13 protein-coding genes are annotated in these 20,484 nt (G+C 54.2%); 4 read left to right on the top strand and 9 right to left on the bottom strand.

What is annotated here, in order from left to right; genetic code table 11:
• Positions 1-205: 205 nt before the first annotated feature.
• From ACLTX1_RS04575 to ACLTX1_RS04560, 4 genes are all read left to right on the top strand, one after another.
• Positions 206-1,762, top strand: coding sequence for a response regulator (locus ACLTX1_RS04575; protein ID WP_308448415.1), 1,557 nt, complete (start codon positions 206-208; stop codon positions 1,760-1,762).
• Positions 1,759-3,612 carry a sensor histidine kinase gene (locus tag ACLTX1_RS04570; protein WP_412330530.1) on the top strand — a complete coding sequence of 618 codons (1,854 nt, stop codon included), beginning with the start codon at positions 1,759-1,761 and terminating at the stop codon, positions 3,610-3,612. The genes ACLTX1_RS04575 and ACLTX1_RS04570 overlap by 4 nt, the downstream gene beginning before the upstream one ends.
• 130 nt (positions 3,613-3,742) lie before the next feature.
• Positions 3,743-5,092 (top strand): FAD-dependent oxidoreductase, encoded by a 1,350-nt coding sequence (locus ACLTX1_RS04565; RefSeq protein WP_412330529.1) that lies wholly within the window; start codon positions 3,743-3,745, stop codon positions 5,090-5,092.
• A gap of 21 nt (positions 5,093-5,113) precedes the next feature.
• Positions 5,114-6,367 (top strand): FAD-dependent oxidoreductase, encoded by a 1,254-nt coding sequence (locus ACLTX1_RS04560; protein ID WP_308448418.1) that lies wholly within the window; start codon positions 5,114-5,116, stop codon positions 6,365-6,367.
• 77 nt (positions 6,368-6,444) lie between these two features.
• On the opposite strand, the gene trmFO is transcribed toward ACLTX1_RS04560, so the two are convergent.
• The 9 genes from trmFO to ACLTX1_RS04515 all read right to left on the bottom strand — a co-directional run bounded on the left by trmFO (position 6,445) and on the right by ACLTX1_RS04515 (position 20,447).
• Positions 6,445-7,761, bottom strand: coding sequence for a methylenetetrahydrofolate--tRNA-(uracil(54)-C(5))-methyltransferase (FADH(2)-oxidizing) TrmFO (trmFO, locus tag ACLTX1_RS04555; RefSeq protein ID WP_308448419.1), 1,317 nt, complete (start codon positions 7,759-7,761; stop codon positions 6,445-6,447).
• Complete coding sequence (topA, locus tag ACLTX1_RS04550; RefSeq protein ID WP_176820218.1) at positions 7,751-9,853, bottom strand: type I DNA topoisomerase; 2,103 nt, start codon at positions 9,851-9,853, stop codon at positions 7,751-7,753. Before topA ends, trmFO begins: the two co-directional genes overlap by 11 nt.
• 147 nt (positions 9,854-10,000) lie before the next feature.
• Positions 10,001-11,215, bottom strand: coding sequence for a DNA-processing protein DprA (gene dprA, locus ACLTX1_RS04545; protein ID WP_308448420.1), 1,215 nt, complete (start codon positions 11,213-11,215; stop codon positions 10,001-10,003).
• The gene (locus ACLTX1_RS04540; RefSeq protein WP_308448421.1) at positions 11,208-12,050 is read right to left on the bottom strand and encodes an RNA methyltransferase; all 843 of its coding nucleotides are present in this window, start codon (positions 12,048-12,050) and stop codon (positions 11,208-11,210) included. Before ACLTX1_RS04540 ends, dprA begins: the two co-directional genes overlap by 8 nt.
• Positions 12,051-12,220: 170 nt before the next feature.
• Positions 12,221-12,574, bottom strand: a complete 354-nt coding sequence (rplT, locus tag ACLTX1_RS04535) for a 50S ribosomal protein L20 (protein WP_176820221.1) — start codon at positions 12,572-12,574, stop codon at positions 12,221-12,223.
• 51 nt (positions 12,575-12,625) lie between these two features.
• Positions 12,626-12,829, bottom strand: a complete 204-nt coding sequence (gene rpmI, locus ACLTX1_RS04530) for a 50S ribosomal protein L35 (protein WP_176820222.1) — start codon at positions 12,827-12,829, stop codon at positions 12,626-12,628.
• A 22-nt stretch (positions 12,830-12,851) separates the two neighbouring features.
• The gene (gene infC, locus ACLTX1_RS04525) at positions 12,852-13,370 is read right to left on the bottom strand and encodes a translation initiation factor IF-3 (protein ID WP_176820262.1); all 519 of its coding nucleotides are present in this window, start codon (positions 13,368-13,370) and stop codon (positions 12,852-12,854) included.
• Between the two features lie 248 nt (positions 13,371-13,618).
• The gene (addA, locus tag ACLTX1_RS04520) at positions 13,619-17,131 is read right to left on the bottom strand and encodes a helicase-exonuclease AddAB subunit AddA (protein ID WP_412330528.1); all 3,513 of its coding nucleotides are present in this window, start codon (positions 17,129-17,131) and stop codon (positions 13,619-13,621) included.
• Positions 17,115-20,447: a PD-(D/E)XK nuclease family protein gene (locus ACLTX1_RS04515; RefSeq protein ID WP_412330527.1), complete on the bottom strand. Its 3,333-nt coding sequence runs from the start codon at positions 20,445-20,447 to the stop codon at positions 17,115-17,117. The genes addA and ACLTX1_RS04515 overlap by 17 nt, the downstream gene beginning before the upstream one ends.
• Between the last annotated feature and the right edge of the window lie 37 nt (positions 20,448-20,484).

Here is a 20,484-nt window from a genome sequence, read left to right as displayed (position 1 = left end):
AAATCGTAGTTGTGTGCTAATTTATCGTTGATTTCCGTGACTTCTTCTAAAAAATCCTACTATTTATGCCGCAATTCTGGAAATTTGCCGTAAATTCTGTTATAATGATGACAATGTAGCAAGCCATACGCACAAAGGTTTTTATTTTGTGCTTGTTTTCGACATTGGGGAAATGCCCCGGTCGATTCTTTGGGGAGGATTTGGAATGTATAAAATGATCGTTGTGGACGATTCCGAGATGACGCGCCAGGGCATACGCGCTTCCGTAAACTGGGAAGTGATGGACGTGCGCATCGTGGGTGAAGCGGCAGACGGGTTGGAGGCCATGGTGCTCATCCACGATACGGACCCGGATATCATCATTTGTGACATCCGTATGCCGAAGCTTGACGGCATTGCACTCATCAATGAGGTGCTGCCCTCTCACCCATCTCTGCAGGTCATTTTCTTCAGCGGCTATTCCGATAAAGAATACCTCAAAAACGCCATCAAGCTCGAAGCCGTGGATTACCTCTATAAGCCGTTGCAACTGCACGAGCTCATCGGCGCCGTGGAAAAAGCCAAAAAGAAGTGTATGAATAAGAAAGTGCATCTGCCGCAGAACGAAGCCGATCTTGCGCTTTCCCTTTTGCAGTGCAGCGAAAACGAGATCCCGTCTGATCTGCCGCTGGATCTGCATGCGCCGCTCGTGACTGTCATTGTGCAGATGAATACGGCGGGCGAGCACATAGCAGACCGCGCGTACGACAATCAGCTCGACGATCTGCTTTTGGCTTCTCGCCACTACTTGGCGTTCCAAACGGTCGCGGCGCGCATGTTCGATGGTAAATTTGTGATGTCCTGCGCGGGTAAGGGCTACATTCTGCACGCGAATGTTTCGCAGGACTTTTTAAACCGCAAAACGGCGGAGGTGAAGCTCAGCCCGTTCTTCACCACGCTCGACAGCGGTCAGGCCGATGTGGTCGTCGGCGTGAGCAATTTGTGCACGGATTTCAAATATCTGCGCGAAGCATATGACGAAGCCCGCGCAGCGGTGCGCGCCGCGTTCCTGCTCGGCTACGGGCGCGTAATCTTTTACAGAGATTTGAGCCAAAAGCCGTTTGTGCCCTCGCAGGATATGCAGCGCGAGCTGTACGACCGCATTTTGGCAAACGATTTCACGCAAGCTACAAATTTCCTTAACAGCTATATTGATTCACTTTCCGCCTGCCGCGAGCAGGATATTCCGCAGATTCGCGAGGCGCTCGCGTCCATTGCATATTGGCTCAGCCGTCAGGGCAAGCAGAACGAGCAGGACGGCAGCCAGTATATTTCGGAGTTCATTCACTTTGCGCCGAGCCTTTCCGTCGTGCACGATTATCTGCTCGCACAGCTGCAAAAGCACATCGACAGCATCTCGAACCTCGATAACAAAAGTCGCATCGTGCTCGAAGTGGAGCAGTATATCACGCAAAATTACGATAAGGAACTCTCCATTCGTGAGATCGCTCAGCGCGTTTTCGTAACGCCGAACTACCTTTGCTACCTTTATAAAAAGAACACCAAGCGCACACTGAACCAGTTTATTCTGGATACCAAAATGAAAAAAGCCCGGAAGTTTGTGTGCGAGACGAATATGAAGTTCGGCGAGATCGCCGATGCGCTCGGCTACGCGAACCAGAACTACTTCACGCGTTTGTTCACGAAGTATTTCGGCGAAAGCCCGCGTGCGTACCGCAACAAATACGGCAGCATCTCCTTTTCCGGCACGGAGGGCGAATGATGATGAACCCTTTCTCCTACCTTGCGCTGCGGTATAAAAACTGTTCTATACACGTAAAGCTCTTTGCGTCGTACTTTCTTCTCATTTTTATTCCCATCATTGCCCACACAATGTTCGCCACCTACCAGAGCACAAAGATCATCGAAAAGCAATCGATGGAAATCACAGGGCTTTACTTACAGCAGACGGAAAATGAGCTTGAATCTGAGCTTAACCGCCTTGCGACCATATCCTCCTCCGTGGCGCAGCTTTCGGATGTGCATGAGGTGTTGGAAAAGCAAGATAGCAACATCAGCTTCAGCGAAGAATACGATGACATAAATGCGTTGTACAAAACAATTGAATCCACACGCACGCTGTACGGCGTATATCAAATCCGGCTTTATATCAGCGATTCGTTTCGGTATAGCCGCAGTCACTACATTACGTATCCGTTAAGCGAAATTTCCGATGCGGATTGGTATAAACGGCTTTTGGCCGAACACGGCATGCGGGCGTTTTTGCCGCCGAGCACATTTCGTCAGCCGCTGTCGAAGCCGCAGGAGGTTCTGTCCGTTGTCACGCTCATTCGCAGTCGCAAGGATATCAACACGGTCCTCGGTGCGGTGCGCGTGGATATTTTGAAAAGCGATGTATTAAACATGCTGCGCCATGGCAACTACACCGAACCGAGCGCGGCCTATCTTGTAGACGAAAACCTCAATATCATTTGCGGTGCGGACAGCTCTCTGACGCTTTCCGATGAAGAGCTTGCGGCTGATATTCATGAGCTTCAAAAAGAAACGGGTTCATTTTCCGGTGTGCAGACGCAGGGCGAATCGGTGTTCGGTCTTTCCGCGCCCGTTTTCGACGGCTGCCGCATATTCACGGTCGCTTCCATGAATAACCTGCTTTCTCCCGTCAAAGATCTACGCAATCAAATGATTGTGCTGACCATCATCATCAGCGTAATCGCGTTCATTCTCTCCTATGTCTACGCAAAATACAGCACGCGGCGTATCAAAACGCTTGCAAAGCAGGTGCAGCGTGTAGAAAACGGCGATTTAAATGTAAGTTGTATCGTGGACAGCGATGATGAGATCGGCGAGCTGCAAAACAGCTTCAATTTCATGGTGCGGCGCATCAGCGTACTGATTGACGAGCGGTATAACCTCGGCAAAAACCTGAAGGACATGGAGCTGCGCGCCCTGCAGGCCCAGATCAACCCGCATTTTCTCTATAATACACTCGATCTAATCTCTTGGAAAGCGACCGCAAACGGCGATATGGAGACGGTGGACATCGTTGTGAAGCTTGCGCGTTTTTACCGCCTCAGTCTCAGCAACGGCAGCGATTTCCTGCCGCTCAGTGACGAGGCGGAGCACGTGCGACTGTTTGTGGAGCTGACGAACCTGAGCCGCGGCCGCACGGTGGAGCTCATCACGAAAATCGATCCGTCTATTGCAGATTACCCCATCATGAAGCTCATTTTGCAGCCGATCGTGGAAAACAGCCTGTTTCACGGCTTATATGAGCTCGATGACCGCGCAGGTGTCATCTGCCTTTCCGCCGAGCGCATCGGCAGCTATGTGCAGATCCGCATACAGGATAACGGCATCGGTATGGATAAAGGCAAGCTGACAGAGATCCTTGCCAAAAAGGATAAGCCCGTCGTAAACACTAAGCGCGGCGGCTACGGCATCGGCAATATTTTGGAGCGCCTGCGCATTTATTACGATGATGATTTTATGTTTGAGATTGATTCCGCCATTCTGATCGGCACCACGGTGACGATCCGCGTCCCCTATTCCCGCACCGATTCCCCGCAGATCCACGCGGAGCGCCCCATCGGCGGCGCAGAGCAAAATTGATGCTTTATATCGATTTTTACTAAAATGCTACGCACTGCATATTCACCTCTTGTTTTTTTCGCTTGTCTTCGTTATATTTAAAGCAGCGCAGCGTTTATCTGCCTGATTTAAAGATGAAAAGAGGTTCAACATGTATACCCTTAGATCCCGTTCCATTCCGCTCAATACCGATTACGACGTGATCGTGGTCGGCGGCGGCCCCTCGGGCTGCACGGCGGCGGCCGCAGCGGCGCGCACCGGCGCAAAAACGCTTTTACTGGAAGCAACCGGCTCGCTCGGCGGCATGGGCACTTCCGGATTAGTCCCCGCATGGTGTCCGTTTTCGGATAAAGAGAGACTCATTTACCGCGGTCTTGCCGAGACCGTTTTCGAGCGCTCGAAGGCACTTTCTCCGCACGTGGCACCGACCGACGTTGACTGGGTGCCGATTGACCCGGAGGGGCTGAAACGCATCTATGACGACCTGATGCAGGAATACGGCGTTACGGTGCTGTTCAACACATTTCTCTGCGACGTGGATGCCGAAAACGGCGAAGTGCACGCCATTGTAACGGCGAACAAAGCCGGGCTCACGGCATACAGCGCCAAAACGTATATCGACTGCACCGGTGACGGCGACCTTGCCGTATGGGCGGGTGCAAGGTACGAGTTTGAAGAAGACGGCGAGCCGATGCCCTCCACCTTGTGTTTTATTTTGTCCAATGTAGACTTGTATGCCTACTTATATCACCCGAAATACGGGCACAGAAATGGCGGCATACACCCAAACAACAAAAAAAGCTTTACACACCTGCTGCCGAACGACGACCGTTTCCCGGAAATCTTAGACACGCACCTGTGCAACAACATCATCGGCCCGAATACGGTCGGCTTCAACGCCGGGCACTTGTTCGGACTTGATTCTACCGACCCGAAATCAGTCTCTGAAGTGATGATGCGCGGCAGACGCATTGCAAAACAGTACCGCGATGCCCTCGCAACTTATTTCCCGGAGGCCTTCGGCAACGCGTACCTTGTTGCCACTGCGCCCGTGATGGGCGTGCGCGAAAGCCGACGCATCGCCGGCGATTACAAGCTGACCGTGGAGGATTACGTTACGAAAGCCGATTTTCCGGACGAGATCTGCCGCAACAGCTATTATCTCGACGTGCACTATACGCTCGAGGAAGCGAAGCTTGCAGCCGTCGGCAAGATCGACGGTGAAAAGCGTGATGCCCGCTACGGCCCGGGCGAGTCGCACGGCATTCCCTACCGCGCTTTGCTGCCGCAGGGCGTGAAAAACGTGATCGTCTCCGGGCGTTCCATTTCGTGTGATAAGCGCATTCAGGGCTCTGTGCGTGTGATGCCCGTGTGCCTCACAATGGGCGAAGCCGCAGGTGTGACAGCCGCGTTTGCTGCAAATGCAAACGGCGACGTACATGCGGTCGATACAGATAAATTGAGAGAAACACTGCGCGAAAACGGCGCGTATTTTCACTAAAACACAACGGAGGAGTTTAACATGAAATATGATGTGATCGTAGTCGGCGGCGGTTTTGCCGGTACCGCAGCAGCGGTCTCCGCTGCAAGGGAAGGCGCAAAGGTGCTGCTTTTGGAGAAAAGCGGATTTCTCGGCGGTGCAGCCGGAAATTGCTACGTCAACCCCTTTATGGGCTACACAACGAAAATCGACGGCAAAACGACGCTGCTTTCCGACGGTATTTTTACCGAGATTCTGGATCGCCTCGAGAAAAAGGGCGGACTGATGACGAACCGCGTGACGTTCAGCGAAGAAGTTTTAAAGCTCGTCTTCGATGAAATGACCGAAGAGAGCGGCGTAGATGTGCTGTTCCACGCCTACCTGCTGCGTGCCGAGCGCGACTGTGACCGCATTATGTCCGTGACAATCCTGGGCAAGGGCGGCGAAGTGACCTTTGAGGCCGACTATTTCATCGATGCCACGGGCGACGCCGATCTGACGGCATGTGCCGGTGCACCGTACCGCATTGGCCGCGAGGAAGACAATCTTTGTCAGCCGATGACGCTGTGCTTCCGCATGTCCGGCGTAGACGTTGACCTCGCGTTCAAAAACACGGAGAAGATCAACGCGCTTTACAGAAAATTCCGTGAGGACGGCAAAATCAAAAACCCGCGCGAAGACGTGCTGAAATTCAAATATGTCGCAGACGGCGTACTGCACCTCAACTCTACGCGCATTGTGAAGCGATCGCCGTTCGATCTTTATGACTTAAGCTTTGCCGAGCGCGAAGCCCGCCGCCAAATGTTCGAGCTTTACACGTTCCTCAAAGAAAACTGCGAGGGGTTTGAAAACAGCACGCTGCTGTCCTCCGCCCCGGAGATCGGCGTGCGCGAAAGCCGTATGATCGACGGTGTGTACACGCTGACGGTCACGGATCTCAAGGATTGCGTACATTTTGAAGACGGTATTGCGGCGTGTAACTATGATATTGACATTCACAACCCGGAGGGCACCGGCACGAGCCATTATTACTTCAAAGAGGGCACGTATTACACCATTCCCTATCGAAGCCTGATGCCGAAGAACATCAAAAACCTGCTTGCAGCCGGCCGCTGCATTTCCGGCAGTCACGAGGCACAGGCATCATTCCGTATTATGCCCACGTGTTGCAGCACGGGTGAAGCCACCGGTGTTGCGGCTGCCGTTGCCGCGCAGGAACACACCGATTTCCCGGAAACGGACGTGAAGAAAATTCAAGCATTGCTGCGTAAGCACCACGCGTTTATCGGCGAGTAAAATCTGAAAATACAGCGAAAAACCCTCGACATCTGAAATGTGCTTCAGCTTGTCGGGGGTTTTCTATCGTTCGTCCCTTATGCGTTTTTCAGTGTTTCGGCAAGGTCTTCGAGCGCGCGAGCGGAAAGCGCGGCGTAGCGCTCTTTTTTGTCACGAATGTGCGGCTCAATGACGGGCAGAATGCCGAAGTTCGCACCCATCGGCTGGAAATCTTTCGAGGGACTGTGCGCGGCGTGCTCTGCAAGTGAGCCCATCATGGTAGTGATGGGCAAAATGAGCGGCGCTTTGCCCTCTAAACGGCGCACGGCGTTGCGTCCCGCAAGCAAGCCGGACGACGCCGATTCCATATAGCCCTCCACGCCGGTCATCTGCCCCGCAAAGAACAGCTCCGGGCGCGTGCGCATGGAGAAATCCGCGTTCAAAAGCTTCGGCGAATCGAGGAACGTGTTGCGGTGCATCACGCCGTAGCGCATGTACTCGGCGTTTTTCAGGCCGGGAATCATACCGAACACGCGCTTTTGCTCGGGAAATTTCAAGTTTGTCTGGAATCCTACAAGATTGAACAGCGTTTTTTCTGCGTTTTCGGTGCGCAGCTGCACCACGGCCCACGGGCGGTGACCCGTGCGGGGGTCGCGTAAGCCGACCGGCTTCAACGGGCCGAAGCGAATCGTATCGTGTCCGCGCTGTGCCATGACTTCAATGGGCATGCAGCCCTCGTAGACCTTCGGGTTCATCACGTCAAAATCGTGAATGGGCGCGCGCTCCGCGGTGATAAGCGCTTCATAAAACGCATCGTACTCCTCTTTGTTCATCGGGCAGTTGATGTAATCGTCGTCGCCCTTATCGTAGCGGGAGGCCGTGAAGCAGTGCTCCATATCAAGGCTTTCACGCGTGACGATCGGTGCGGCGGCATCGAAAAAGCTGAGCGCACCGCCGCATAAGTTCGTGATCTGTTCGGCAAGCGTGTCGCTCGTCAGCGGGCCGCTTGCAATAACGGTCACGCCCTCTGCGGGAATTTCCGTCACTTCGCCGTGCATCACTTCGATGTTCGGATGCTCCGTGATCGCTTTTGTGACGAGCTCTGAAAAGCGGTCGCGGTCAACGGCGAGCGCGCCGCCTGCGGGCACGGCGGTTTTATCCGCACAGGCAACGAGCAGAGAATCCATGCGGCGCATTTCCTCTTTCAAAAGCCCGGCGGCGCTGTCGATGCGCGCAGCCTTCAAAGAATTCGAGCAGATGAGCTCCGCAAACCCGGCGCTTTTATGCGCGGGCGAAAACTTCTGTGGCTTCATCTCGAAAAGGCGCACAGGATACCCCGCCTGCGCAATCTGCCACGCCGCTTCGGAGCCGGCAAGACCCGCGCCGATGACGGTGACGGTCTGCTTATTCTCCATCTTTCTCCCCCGCGTCGTCCTTATTGAACGTGTAAGTGCAGCCCGGCGTTACGCAGTAGAGCGTCTGGGCTTTGTCTTTTTTCTTTAAGAGCACCTTACCGCAGACCGGGCAGGTCTTGTCGGACGGCGCGTCCCAAGAGACGAAATCGCACTTCGGGTAGTTGTCGCAGCCGTAGAACACACGGCCGCGCTTCGATTTTTTCTCGATGATCTTGCCGCCGCACTTCGGGCACTTTGCACCCGTATCGTTGACGATTTTCTGCACGGTCTTGCACTCCGGGTAGCCGGAGCAGGCGATAAACTTGCCGTAGCGGCCGAATTTGACGACCATCGGCTTGCCGCAGTTCGGGCAGACAAGGTCGGTCTTGTCTTCTTCAAGCTGAATCTTCACGCCGTCCATTTCGGTCTTCGCCTTTTTGAGCGTCTTCTCAAAGTCGTCATAGAAGTCGTGCAGCGTGTGCACCCAGTCTTCCTGACCGCTCTGTACTTCGTCAAGCTCTTTTTCAACGGCGGCGGTGAACTTGATATTCACAATGTCCGGGAAACGCTCTTTCATCAGCTTTGTAATGACTTCGCCGAGCTCGGTGGGCTTAAAGGACTTACCTTCGCGCGTGACGTATTCGCGGCTCGTGATGGTTGTGATGGTCGCAGCATACGTGGACGGGCGGCCGATGCCGTTTTCCTCCAGCGTCTTGATGAGCGAGGCTTCAGTAAAGCGTGCGGGCGGCTGTGTAAAGTGCTGCGTACCCTTGAGGTCGCGGACTTTCAGGGACATGCCTGCTTCAAGCTTCGGCAGGTCTTTGCCCTTTTCTTCTTCCACGTCGCGGCCCTCTTCGTAGAGCACAGTGTAGCCGTCAAACGCGACGTTGTAGCCGCTTGCTTTAAAAATATAATCGCCTGCGGTGATGACCGCCTGCGTGGTGTTCAAAACACAGTTAGCCATCTGGCACGCGACAAAGCGCTCCCAAATGAGCTTATAAAGCTTGTACTGGTCTTTTGTAAGGGAAGATTCCACGTCCTTCGGTGTGAGTGCGACAGAGGTGGGGCGAATGGCCTCGTGACCGTCCTGTGCGTTGGCACGCGCCTTATAATGGCGTGGCTTAGAAGGCAAATACTGCTTGCCCCAGCGCTCGCCGATGAACTGCACAGCCTCCTGCACGGCGTCTTCGGAAATGCGCAGAGAGTCGGTACGCATATAAGTGATGAGACCCACGGCACCCATGCCCTCAATGTCCACGCCTTCGTAAAGCTCCTGCGCGGCTTTCATCGTGCGCTTCGCCTGAAAGCCCAGCTTGCGCGAAGCTTCCTGCTGCAAGGTGGATGTGATGAACGGCGGTGCAGGCTGCTTGTTCTTCTTGCCTTTTTTGACGGACTCCACCATGAACGCGGCGGATTCGAGGTCGGCAAGGATTTTATCGGACTGCTCTTTGTTCGTGATTTTAATCTCGCCGTTTTTATCGCCGTAGAACGATGCGCCGAAAATGCTGCGGGAACCCTCAGCGGTCAGGCGTGCATCGATAGACCAGTATTCTTCGGGCTTAAACTTGCGGATCTCTTCCTCGCGGTCCACGATGATGCGCAGTGCAACAGACTGCACACGGCCTGCGGAAAGACCGCGGCGAATCGTTTTTGCGAGGAACGGGCTGAGCGAATAGCCCACAAGGCGGTCGAGAATGCGGCGCGCCTGCTGGGCGTTCACAAGGTTCTGGTCGATGGAACGCGGGTGCGCCATGCCCTCCGTGATGCCGGTTTTCGTAATCTCGTTGAACGTGACACGGTTGTGGTAATCCTCGTCAAGGCCGAGGATATACGCAAGGTGCCAGGAGATTGCTTCGCCTTCGCGGTCGGGGTCGGTCGCGAGATACACGGTATCGGCCTCTTCGGCCGCTTCCTTCAGTTCGGAAACAAGCTTCTCCTTTCCCTTGATGATGGCATATTTCGGCTTGAAATCGTTTTTCACGTCCACGCACAGGCGCGCCTTCGGCAGATCGCGCACATGGCCCATGGAAGCGATGACTTCATAGTCGCCGCCCAGATATTTCTTGATCGTTTTCGCCTTGGCAGGCGACTCAACGATAACGAGTTTCGACATGGTTTTCTATCTCCTATTCTGTATCTATTTAAACCGCACAGCGAATGTGCGAGTGGAAGAATCATGTATTAGGTGCATTTGAAAACAAAGAAAATGCGAAACGGACAAGCTTTCGATTTTTCAAATACACCTTAGTATAGCGTACTTTTACGCCTTTGTAAACCTCTGGCCGGGATAAGTTTTAATGAGGCCGAAAAGCTCGAGCTCCGTGAGTGCCGCCAAAATTTTCCCCGTGGGCATGCCCAGTTCAAGCTCCAGCTCGGAAGCGTGCTTGGGGGTATCGTTCAGTACGGCGTAAACGGTTTTTGCATCTTCAGAAACGTTTTGCAAAAGGTTGTTTTCGGGCGCAGGGATCGGCTCGGCAGGCTTCTTCTCTGCTATTTCGGGCTCCTTTTCTGCATCGGAAAGCGACGCAATCTTCGGGCGAACGCGGGAGACATGGGAGATATTTTCCGCTGTGCGGGCAAGCTGTTCTATACGCTCCTGTCTGCGGCGGGAAGCAAACGGCTTTAAAACATCCTCTGCAGTGTAAATGCGCGCTGCACCGTCCTCTTCCAGTGCGATACAGCCGGAAAACGCTTTCTCGTCTTCGCCAATGAATACGAAAACCTCGCGATTCTGCTCTAAAGCATACTTTGCGGTGATGAGTGCACCGCTCTTTTTTGGCGCTTCCGCAATGAGCACGCCGTGCGCCATGCCGGAGATCAGCCGGTTGCGCACCTGAAACGCGCCGCGCTGCACAGGCGTGTGCATGGGATATTCCGTGACAAGTGCACCGCCGAAATCGACGATCTCGCGGCGCAAAATGGCGTTGTCCATAAGATACGGATATTCGAGCCCGCACGGCAAAATTGCGATTGTCTTGCCGCGGCCGTTCAGTGCACCCTTGTGTGCCTCGGAATCAATGCCGAGCGCGCCGCCGCTGATAACAACGGCGTTTTTGAGCGCAAGCCCGTAGGCGATCTCTCTTGCGGCATTGAGCCCGTTTTGACTGGCTTTCCGCGTGCCCACAATGCTGATAGAAACGGCATCGGAAAGGATGCTCAAATCACCTTGCACATATAAAACGGCGGGCGGATTGTAGATTTCTTTCAGCAATACAGGGTAGTCTTCGTCATCGGGCGTGATGACCTTTTGACCGAGCTTCAAATAATACTCGAGCGCTGCGGCGGCCTGTTCCGCGCCGTAGGCATTGAGCGCGGCAAGCTCTTTATCCGAAACGAACGAAAAGGAGCTCCACAGTCGTGTGCCGCCCTGATACAGCTTTTCGGCACTGCCTATGCGGCGCACGAGTTGCACAGGCTTCGGACTGCCTGCGCCAAACGCGTTTTGCAGCCAGATCCAGTATACGCGGTTATCCATAGCTTGTGCCTCCTGCCCCGTTGCGCTCCATTTCCCACAGCACAATGGCGGCTGCGGTGGAGGCGTTGAACGATTCCGCTCTGCCGCGCATGGGGATCGTCACGCGGTCATGACAATGCTCGATGGCTTCATTTGTGAGACCGTTGCCCTCGTTGCCGATCCACACCGCCCAGTTTCCCGTTTCAAACGGAATGGTCGTGATGGGCGTAGCGTCGCTGTCCGGCACGGCGGCAAGTGACGTGATATTCTCGGCATGTAACACTTTCAGGCAATCCTCTGCCGTCTCAAAGCGGCGGATGCCGAGGCGGAACACCGCGCCCATGCTGCCGCGCAGCACTTTCGGAGCGTATACGTCGCAGCAGGTACCCACAAGCGCCAAATGCCGCACACCGAGCGCTTCCGCTGTGCGCAGCACGTTACCCATGTTGGACGGGTCCTGAATATTTTCCATAACAAGCACATGACGGCACGGGCGTGTATCCGACTCTGCGGAAACAGGCAGGCCGTCCGCACGGCGCTTCGGCATGCGACACACGCAGAAAATGCCTTGCGGGTTCTTTGTATCGGACAGCATGGGCGCGATGTGCTCCTCTATGCAGTATGCGTGCTCTGTCTGCTTTAAAACCGGATCTAAATAATCTTTGTATTTTTTAGCGGCGTTTTCCGTAAAGAAGCACGCGGCAATCTCCGTTTGGCTCCTTGCGGCATCGGCGCAAAGGCGTGCACCCTCGGCCATGAAAAGGCCTGCTTCACTTCTGTTTTCCGCTTTCTGCAAAAGTGCGGCGGCATTTTTAACGACGCTGCTTTTACGGCTGGTGATTTTTTCGATTGGCACGGTACACACTCCTTTTTACCGATAATAAACAGAAATCCTGTGCACTGTATTTTACGGCACACGGGAAATTTCCGCAAAGGCGATTTTGCACAAAGAAATACACTTACGTTTGCAACTATCACCCTAAAAAATGTGCGCCCGGAAGAATTCCGGACGCACGGATAGCTTAATTATACAGAAGCCTTTGCCTTCTCGACAAGCGCCTTGAAAGCTGCTTCGTCCGCGATGGCGATCTCGGAAAGCATCTTTCTGTTGAGCGTGATGCCAGCCTTCTTAAGACCGTTCATAAATGCGGAATAGGTGGTGCCGTTAGCACGGCAAGCCGCGTTGATTCTGGAGATCCACAGACGGCGGAAATCTCTCTTCTTCTGCTTTCTGCCGATGTAAGCATAGTTGCCGGACTTCATGACAGCCTGCTTAGCCATCTTAAAGTGTCTGCTCTTGGAACCCCAATAGCCCTTAGCAAGCTTCAGAACCTTTTTTCTTCTCTTGCGCGTAGCGAGCGCACCCTTAACTCTAGCCATTTATAAAAACCTCCGATTATGCTTTACTTAAACTTGAGCTGCCCTGTTCACTTATGCGTAGGGGAGCATCTTCTTAACAGCCTTTACGCTGGTCTTATCCGTAACGGTCGTGCCGCGTGCATGGCGCTTGGACTTAGCAGTCTTGCCATGGCCGTTCAGAAGGTGGCTCATGTAAGCGTGGCCACGGATAACTTTACCCTTCTTGGAAATCTTCAGGCGCTTCTTAGCACCGCTGTGTGTTTTGAGCTTCGGCATTTTATAGTCCTCCTTGAAATTGTTACTTAACGGGCTTGGGGGCAAGGAACATCAGCATGTTGCGCCCTTCGAGCTTCGCGGGCTTATCGACGTTTGCCGTGTCAGCGAGCGATTCTGCGAAACGCTTCATGATGTCTGCACCCAGTTCCGGATGACCCATCTCTCTGCCGCGGAAACGGATGGAAACCTTGACCTTGTTTCCGTCGTTGAGGAAACGGATCGCATGATTTCTTTTCGTCTCGAAGTCGTGGGTATCAATGTTGAGAGACAAACGGATCTCTTTGATTTCAACTACGCGCTGGTTCTTTTTCGCTTCTTTTTCACGCTTTGCCTGTTCGAAACGGTATTTACCGTAATCGATGATTTTGCATACGGGCGGCGTGGCCTGCGGGGCAATCTTTACGAGGTCAAGATTTTTCTCAGCCGCAAGGTTTAAAGCGTCACGGGCCGACATAATGCCGAGCTGTGCGCCGTCTGCGCCGATCACACGGATCTCTTTATCGCGGATCTCTTCGTTTATCTGCAGTTCCTGTTTGCTAATGGTTAAGCACCTCCATCACGCGTGCGATAACTTGTTTTCGCGAAGCCGGCAATAAAACAGCGGGCAGAGAACCTCTGCCCGCAAATCAACTCAATCAAACACACGAATTTATCGTGATTCTTCTCGATATTGACCTGTGTCAGACGGTACTGCACGGGTGTGAGCCATAGCTCCGCTTTGTTTTCCAAATATTATATTACCACAAAGAGCGCAATCTGTCAATAGGTAAACGGGGCCTAAAAATAATTTTATTCTTTTCCCGGTGCATAAACAGGGGCGTTCATATAAAAAGAGTAAAGCACGGTGTCTTTCACTTCTTTATTCATGACGCGGGTCATCGCTTCTTTGTAGAGCGTGAGCTGCGGGCCGTATCGTTCCCACAATTCCTGTTTATTGTAGCACCGATCGGTCTTAAAGTCAAGAATATAAAGCGAACCGTTTTCTTCAAACATGCAGTCCACTGCGCCCTGCAGGATCATCGGCTGCGCGGCATCTTCCCCGCTGAGTGTTTTATCCGTGAGTCCTGCGGGAATGGAAACGATGAACTGCTGCTCTTTATAAACGCGGTCGGCATGTAAAACGCGCTGTCCGAGCGGGCCGGTAAAGAACTTTTCCACACGGGTAAGATCGACGGCGTTTGCCTGCGCTTCGGTGAGATAGCTTTGCTCGATAAGGCGTTTGAGCTCCGCTTCGGGGTCTTTTGAAGCGGCGGAAAAATCCGCAAACTGCATGAAGTTGTGCAGCGCCGTGCCGCGCTCTGCGGGCGTCAGTCCCTTGGCGCTCAAAAACGCCGGGCGTGAAAGTGTGGCTTCCGTTTCGGCTTGTTCTGCCGCAAGCGCGGAGGCCGCGACCTTCGTTGCAAGCTTTGTCTGTGCGGCGTAGGGATACACGAACGAAATATCCCTTTCGATGCGCGTCTTGAGCGCTTCATCGACCGGTGCGGGCGCTTCGGCTTTCGGCAGGTCGGATAAAATCTGCGGTTCACTGTACACGACGCGAATATCCCACGGCGTGTAGTGTGTGCGCAAAATGATGTCGTCATCCGCTTCGATGCGGCGGCGCAGGTCATTTCCGTTCGGGTGCCGCAGCGCACAGAGCATCAGCCACTCCGAAATGCCGGAAGCGTTGCTGACAGTGTACGGCGGCACGGTCTCCTCCTCGGTGATCTGTGCCGCAAGCTTTTGCAGGTTTGTATCGATATTTTTCACGGTGGAAAGCAGAATGAGCTTCTCTTTGGCACGGGTCATCGCGACGTAGAACACGCGCAGCTCCTCTGCGGAAGCGCTTTCCGCCGTTGCAAGGCCGATGGCCTCGCGGATGAACGCGGTGCGGCGCACGCCGGTCTCGGGGTCTGTAAGGCGCATGCCGACACCGAGCTGTGGGTGCATGCGCAGGTCGTCCGTATCATTCACGAATTTCCGGCCGCAACCCGCGATGATGCACACGGGAAACTCCAAGCCCTTCGATTTGTGAATGCTCATGATGCGCACGACGTTGGCGTTTTCCGAGACGACATTGGCGCTTTCCATATCGGATCGATTCTTTTTCAGGCGCTCCGCAAAGCGCACGAAGCCGGAAACGCCGCTGTACCCGTAGGCTTCGTATTCTGCCGCGTATTTTTCCAGCAGGCGAATGTTTGCAAGGCGGCTTTCTCCGCCGGGCATGGCGCGCACGATGTTCTCGTAACCGGTTTCGGTGCACAGCATATTGATAAAGCTGTCCGCAGGCATGGTGGAAGCGAGCGCTCGGAAACGCGTCAGCTCATCGCGCACACGTACACAGCGCTCGTTTTCGGCGCGCAGAAGCGAAACGTACAACGTCTCTCCCCCGCACTCGCGGCGCAGTTGCGCCATATCTTCCGCTGTGAAGCCGTAAATGGGGCTCATCAAAACGGAGAGCAGCGGAATGTCTTGATCCGGGTTATCGATGACGTTTAAAAATGCCAAGATGAGCGAGACCTCCGCCGCGGCGAAAAAGCCGCCCGTGACAGCCGCCCACGTGGGAATGCCCGCATTGCGCAGATTTTCTGCATAGACAGGTGCATATTTATTGGAGCTGCGCAGCAAAATGCAGAAATCGCGATATTCTATGGGACGCTCCTGACCGTTTTCCGTGACGGTGAAGCCGCTTTCCATCAGCTCGCAGATGATTTTTGCGATACGCTGCGGCTCCAGCACCTCTGCGCCCACGCCGTCGATGTCTTCCAAAAACTCCACGCGCGTTTCGCAATCCGATTTTTCGGGGTACTGCGCGCCCGCTGCAAGCTTTTCATCGCCGACATAATCGATGCCGCCGCATGTGCGGGACATAAGCTGCGTAAAAACGAAGTTGACGCTTTCCGTCACGGTTTTGCGCGAACGGAAGTTGCGGTCTAACACGATAGATGCCGGATATGCGTCCTTTTCGCGGTCATAGCGCGGAAATTTATCTTTATAACGGATGAAAATATCCGGCATTGCCTGACGGAAGCTGTAAATACTCTGCTTTACGTCGCCCACCATAAAGCGGTTCGCGCTGTTTTGGGAAATGGATTCAAAAAGATAATCCTGCACGTCATTCGTGTCCTGATATTCGTCCGTCATGATTTCGTCGAAGCGCTCGGAAACGAGCTTTGCAGTCTCTGTGCGCCGAAATGTACCGTCTTCCTGCTCCGTTAAAAACAGCTGCAAGGCCATGTGCTCAAGATCACTGAAATCGAGCACGTTTTTCTCACGCTTTTTCGCGCTGTATGTTTTCTCGAACGACTGCACGGCCAGAAACAGATAGACGACCGTGCCGGTCGTGGCGGCGATTTCTTCCGTGAATTTCTGGTCTTCCGCGTCGCCTGCAAGCTTTTGCAGTTTGCCGATTTCCTTTTTTACCATATCGCGCATGGCCTTGATGCGATCGGCACGCGGGTCTTCTCCTCTGAAAGAACCGAGCTTATCGAACGTGACGGTCAAGTCGGAAAAGCGGCAGGTTTCAGGGTCTTCCATTGCCTGCAGCTTTTCCGAAAGCTTATCGATATCCGCGCCGAGTGCCGTGCAGTACGCTTTTTCAAGGTCCGGGTCTTCTGCCGCAAGGCGGTATGCACTGTGGGAAAGTTTGATTGCGAAGTCATAGACCTCCATGATATGCTGCCGGACGACCTCGCCCCACGGTGTTTTGACCGGGGACTGCGTGACATCTGTCATGGCTTTTTGAATGTCGCGCATCCATTTGTCCGGAAACGGATGGCTGCGCGTGTATTCGTACATTTTGAGGATTGCGGCGGAAAGGCGGGCGTCGTTTTTGTCGCCGCCGAGCACATCTGCGAGGTCTGTCCTAAAGTTTTCGTCTTTGTACCACTCGGTCAGTACTTCGTCGAGCGATTCGGTCATCAGCTCTTCCTGTTGCTTATCGGTGATGATGGAGAAATCGGGCGAGATACCGAGCAGGTAGAAAAATTCGCGCACAATGTCCGAACAGAAGCTGTCCACCGTACAAATGTGCGCCTGCTGCAATAAAAGCTGTTGGCGGCGCAAGCGGGTGTTTTCCGGCTGCTCCTTCATGAGTGCCAAAAGTCGCTTTTCGATGCGGTCGCGCATTTCGGCTGCGGCGGCTTTTGTGAAGGTCACGACGAGCAGACGGTCGGCATCCGTAGGATGCTCCGGATCCGTCAGGCGCTCGATAACGCGCTCCACGAGCACCGCGGTCTTGCCGGAACCCGCAGCGGCGGAGACTAGAACCGTACCGCGCCGCGCTTTGATGGCGTCGAGCTGTGCGTCAGTCCAATTCGGCATTTTCCCCACTCCCTTTCTCTAAGTCATTTTCCATGCGCGCGAGCGCTTCGTCGTTTTTCATGCTGTTCTTTTCGGCATCGTCCGCAGCGTGCTCGGAGCCGCAGACGGACGTATACGGGCACCACGCGCAGGCGTTGATGTTCTGCATCAGCGGTTTTGCCATGATCTCACCGGCAGAAAGCTCCTCCGCCATTGTTGCGATGAGACGCTCCACGTAGCGCAGGACGATCTGCAACTCCGGCTCATTTAAAGCGGAAGCCGTACCGCTGAGTTTTCTTGTTTTGGTGAGATAAACAGGAATAAATCGACCGTTCAGACCCATTTCCATGGCATTCAAAATTTCGTTGTCCTTTAAAAGCAGGCCGTTCATGCGCAGGTTTTTTTCCACTTCCTGCTTTAGCTTTTCGGCGCTTTCCGTGCCGTCCGAGGTCACACTTGCAATGAACGCCGGCATGTACAAAATGCCCGCCGGGTGCAGATCTTTATTCTGCGCGAGCGCCGCGAGGTAAATAAGCATTTGCAAGCTCATGCCGTACAGAACATCGGCGAGCTTAAACTCTTTGCGGCCGGTTTTATAATCGACGACGCGCACATAGGTCGTACCGTTTTCATCTTTATACAAATCCACACGGTCGATGATGCCGCCGACCGTGACGAGCCCGTTTTTCGTTGGGATGCGCAGCGGTGGGTACGGTGTGCCGTTTTTGAGCTCCAGCTCGAAATGCTCCGGGCGGAACAGGCTGTGCATCATTTCTTCCGACATGTGGGCGATAAGCTTTACGGCCGTTTGCTCCATGCGGTACAAGCGGTATTTTTCGCGCGGCGAAAGAGCATCATAGCCGCCCATATTTTCGCGCACATAGTCCATGATGCTCGTGTGTACGCGCACTTTTAAGTCGTCTACATAAAGGTGCAGCGCTTGAATGTCTTTCGCACTGCCGAGAATCTGCTCGAAAAGATAGTGCATCAGACTGCCGTATTCCAGCGCATCGATCTCTGCCGGGCGGCGCTCCTTTGCGCCGAGGCCGTAGCGGCAGAAGTATTTAAAGCGACACTGGTGGTAAACTTCGATTTGGCTTGCGGAAAAATAATGCCCGCCGCCAAAGTAATCGTTTGCGGTCTCCGGCGCAAGGCGAGCCGAAGCCATGCGGTCTGTGCCGCCGAGGACCTGCAAACGTCCGGCGAACTCCGGCTTTTCGCGAAAAACACTTTTTAATGTCTCGGAGACGGTCGAGTTTTCGTTGAAAAGCGACGCCGTTTGCGAAAACGCGGCTTCCGGTGCGTTTGCGAAAAACTCCGGCGGCAGGTTTTGCGTAATTTTTAAATTCGGCAGCGCCAGCTCGACTGCGCTGATGAGCTCACCGGGCGATTTTGCCTCCTGCCCTACACTGACGGGATACGTAAGATACAGCTTCTCCGAAGCGCCGCACAGCGCGGCGTAGGCGAGGTACTTTTCCTGTAGCATGCGGTCTTCGAGCACATCGGAGACGGGCAGCTCGAGTGCAAGGAGCGTGCGGCGCTCCGGCTCGCTGAACACACCGTTTACGGACGGAATGAGCGGGAACTCACCTTGCACGGCGCCGAGCAGGAACACGGCGCGCGGCGCGGACTGACGGATGCGGTCTGCGGTGCCGAATGTGATGCTGTCCATGCTCTGCGGGATGTCCGAAACATCCTCGCCGCTGACGATCTCCTTTAAGAGCCTTCCGTATTTTTCCCCCGTGATGATCTGTTCACCGAGCACGCCTGCCATTTGGTCGAGTACTTCCATGAGCAAATCCCAAATGCGCATTTGAGCGGCGGAAAGGTCATCGCGCCCGGCATTTTCGAGCGTGCGGCAAAATATCGGGAAGCTTTGCTCCAAATCAAAATCGATGAGAAACTTATAAACGGCTTCGGAGATCTGCTCGCCGGAAGCGTGTGCGGTGCGCTCGGAGAATTTTATAAGCGGTGCGGTGACGCGCTCGCGCAGAGCGTTCAGCGTGCGCAGTGTCTCGGCCGCGGTGTCATCCATCGGCTTACCGAAGCCGTCCGGGTGTTTTGTGAAAGGGCTGCACCAAGCGGATGCGCCGTTTAATTTCCAGGTATAAACGTAGTTTTCAAGCTGCGCGAGCTCTTCTGCCGTAAAGCTTGTAATGCCCGTTTTCAGCATGGCAAGCACATCTTCTGAACGCCATTTGCGGCTGCCCGAAACGATTTGAAACGCGGAGAGCACGAAGCGCATCAGCGGCTCGGCATCGACCGTGCGCGCTTCGGAAAGAAACGCCGGAATTTCCCAGCGGCGCAGCGCGGCGGCAAACAGCCGCGTGTAGCGTTCGCCGTCACGGCAGATGACGGAAATATCGCGGTAGCGGTAGCCCTCGTGCAAAACAAGGCTGCGGATTTTAGCCGCGGTGAAGTCCGCTTCCTCATACGGAGAGCTCGCGCGGAAAACACACACGTTTTCAGCGGTATCTGCTTGCTGTACGTGACCGGCGTAGGTGCTTTCCACGGCGCGAAGTGCATCGTTTTGAAAGCGATACGGCGTTTTACAGTACACAGGCGAAAACACGCCCGTACCGCTCTCCTTTGCAAGGCGCATCAGGCGCGAAGCGGTGCGACGCACGGTAGAAAACAGGTCTTTGCGGCTCGTGTCGAGATCGTCGCAGCACAGCGAAACACTGACTTTTTCCGCATGGCGCAGTGCGTGGCGCAAAACGCGGTACTCCTGCACGGTGAAGCCGTCAAACGCATCGACGGCGACATAAGCATTCCGGAAAAAATCCGGATGGTCGGCCAGCAGGTCATCAAGGCGCGTCAGGTCGTCGAGCGGATCGAGATACGTCTGCGCGACGAGTGCTTCATATGTACCGTAAATGAGCGCGATCTCTTTTAGTTTGCGCGAAAGGCTGTCTTCTGTGACGGCTTCGGCGGTTTTTGTGAGCATATCGGGCTCAATGCCGCAGATTTTCATTTCACCGACGGTGTTCAATAAAACGTCCGTCATGCGATCGGCGCTTTTTTCAAACAGTGTGAGTTGGTCGGCGCAGTTTTCGAGCGCCAAGGTCATCAAAATGCGCCTGCCGCCGTCCGTTAAACGCTTGCCTGCACCGCCGCCGTACTGCAAAAATGCCGCCTGCGCAAGGCGCGTAAAGCTGTACACCTGCACACGGTTCGCGGTTTCAGCACCGTATTCCATAAGCAGCGCGTGTTCGGATTCAAACGTATATTGTTCCGGGACGATCAAGATCGTTTTCGGCGCAGTGCTTTCCGCAAGGCGTTTACGCAGCAGCGTCGTTTTGCCCGTGCCGGCGCGGCCGAGGATCAACTCCAGCATTCTTCTTCCTCCTTTTTCTGTTTAGAGCTTATATTGT

Origin of the sequence: Hominenteromicrobium sp., assembly GCF_046974225.1 — a bacterium.
In the GTDB taxonomy this organism is placed as follows: Bacteria; Bacillota; Clostridia; order Oscillospirales; family Acutalibacteraceae; genus Hominenteromicrobium; species Hominenteromicrobium mulieris.
Note: the sequence above shows the minus strand (reverse complement) of the source record. Positions and strands in the feature narration are given on the sequence as shown.

What these genes read in the sequence shown, in the direction of transcription:
- trmFO (WP_308448419.1), bottom strand. Translation starts at nt 7,761, where the DNA reads ATGGAGAATAAGCAGACCGTCACCGTCATCGGCGCGGGTCTTGCCGGC.
- addA (WP_412330528.1), bottom strand. Translation starts at nt 17,131, where the DNA reads ATGCCGAATTGGACTGACGCACAGCTCGACGCCATCAAAGCGCGGCGC.
- dprA (WP_308448420.1), bottom strand. Translation starts at nt 11,215, where the DNA reads ATGGATAACCGCGTATACTGGATCTGGCTGCAAAACGCGTTTGGCGCA.
- topA (WP_176820218.1), bottom strand. Translation starts at nt 9,853, where the DNA reads ATGTCGAAACTCGTTATCGTTGAGTCGCCTGCCAAGGCGAAAACGATC.
- ACLTX1_RS04515 (WP_412330527.1), bottom strand. Translation starts at nt 20,447, where the DNA reads ATGCTGGAGTTGATCCTCGGCCGCGCCGGCACGGGCAAAACGACGCTG.
- rpmI (WP_176820222.1), bottom strand. Translation starts at nt 12,829, where the DNA reads ATGCCGAAGCTCAAAACACACAGCGGTGCTAAGAAGCGCCTGAAGATT.
- rplT (WP_176820221.1), bottom strand. Translation starts at nt 12,574, where the DNA reads ATGGCTAGAGTTAAGGGTGCGCTCGCTACGCGCAAGAGAAGAAAAAAG.
- ACLTX1_RS04560 (WP_308448418.1), top strand. Translation starts at nt 5,114, where the DNA reads ATGAAATATGATGTGATCGTAGTCGGCGGCGGTTTTGCCGGTACCGCA.
- ACLTX1_RS04575 (WP_308448415.1), top strand. Translation starts at nt 206, where the DNA reads ATGTATAAAATGATCGTTGTGGACGATTCCGAGATGACGCGCCAGGGC.
- ACLTX1_RS04570 (WP_412330530.1), top strand. Translation starts at nt 1,759, where the DNA reads ATGATGATGAACCCTTTCTCCTACCTTGCGCTGCGGTATAAAAACTGT.
- ACLTX1_RS04565 (WP_412330529.1), top strand. Translation starts at nt 3,743, where the DNA reads ATGTATACCCTTAGATCCCGTTCCATTCCGCTCAATACCGATTACGAC.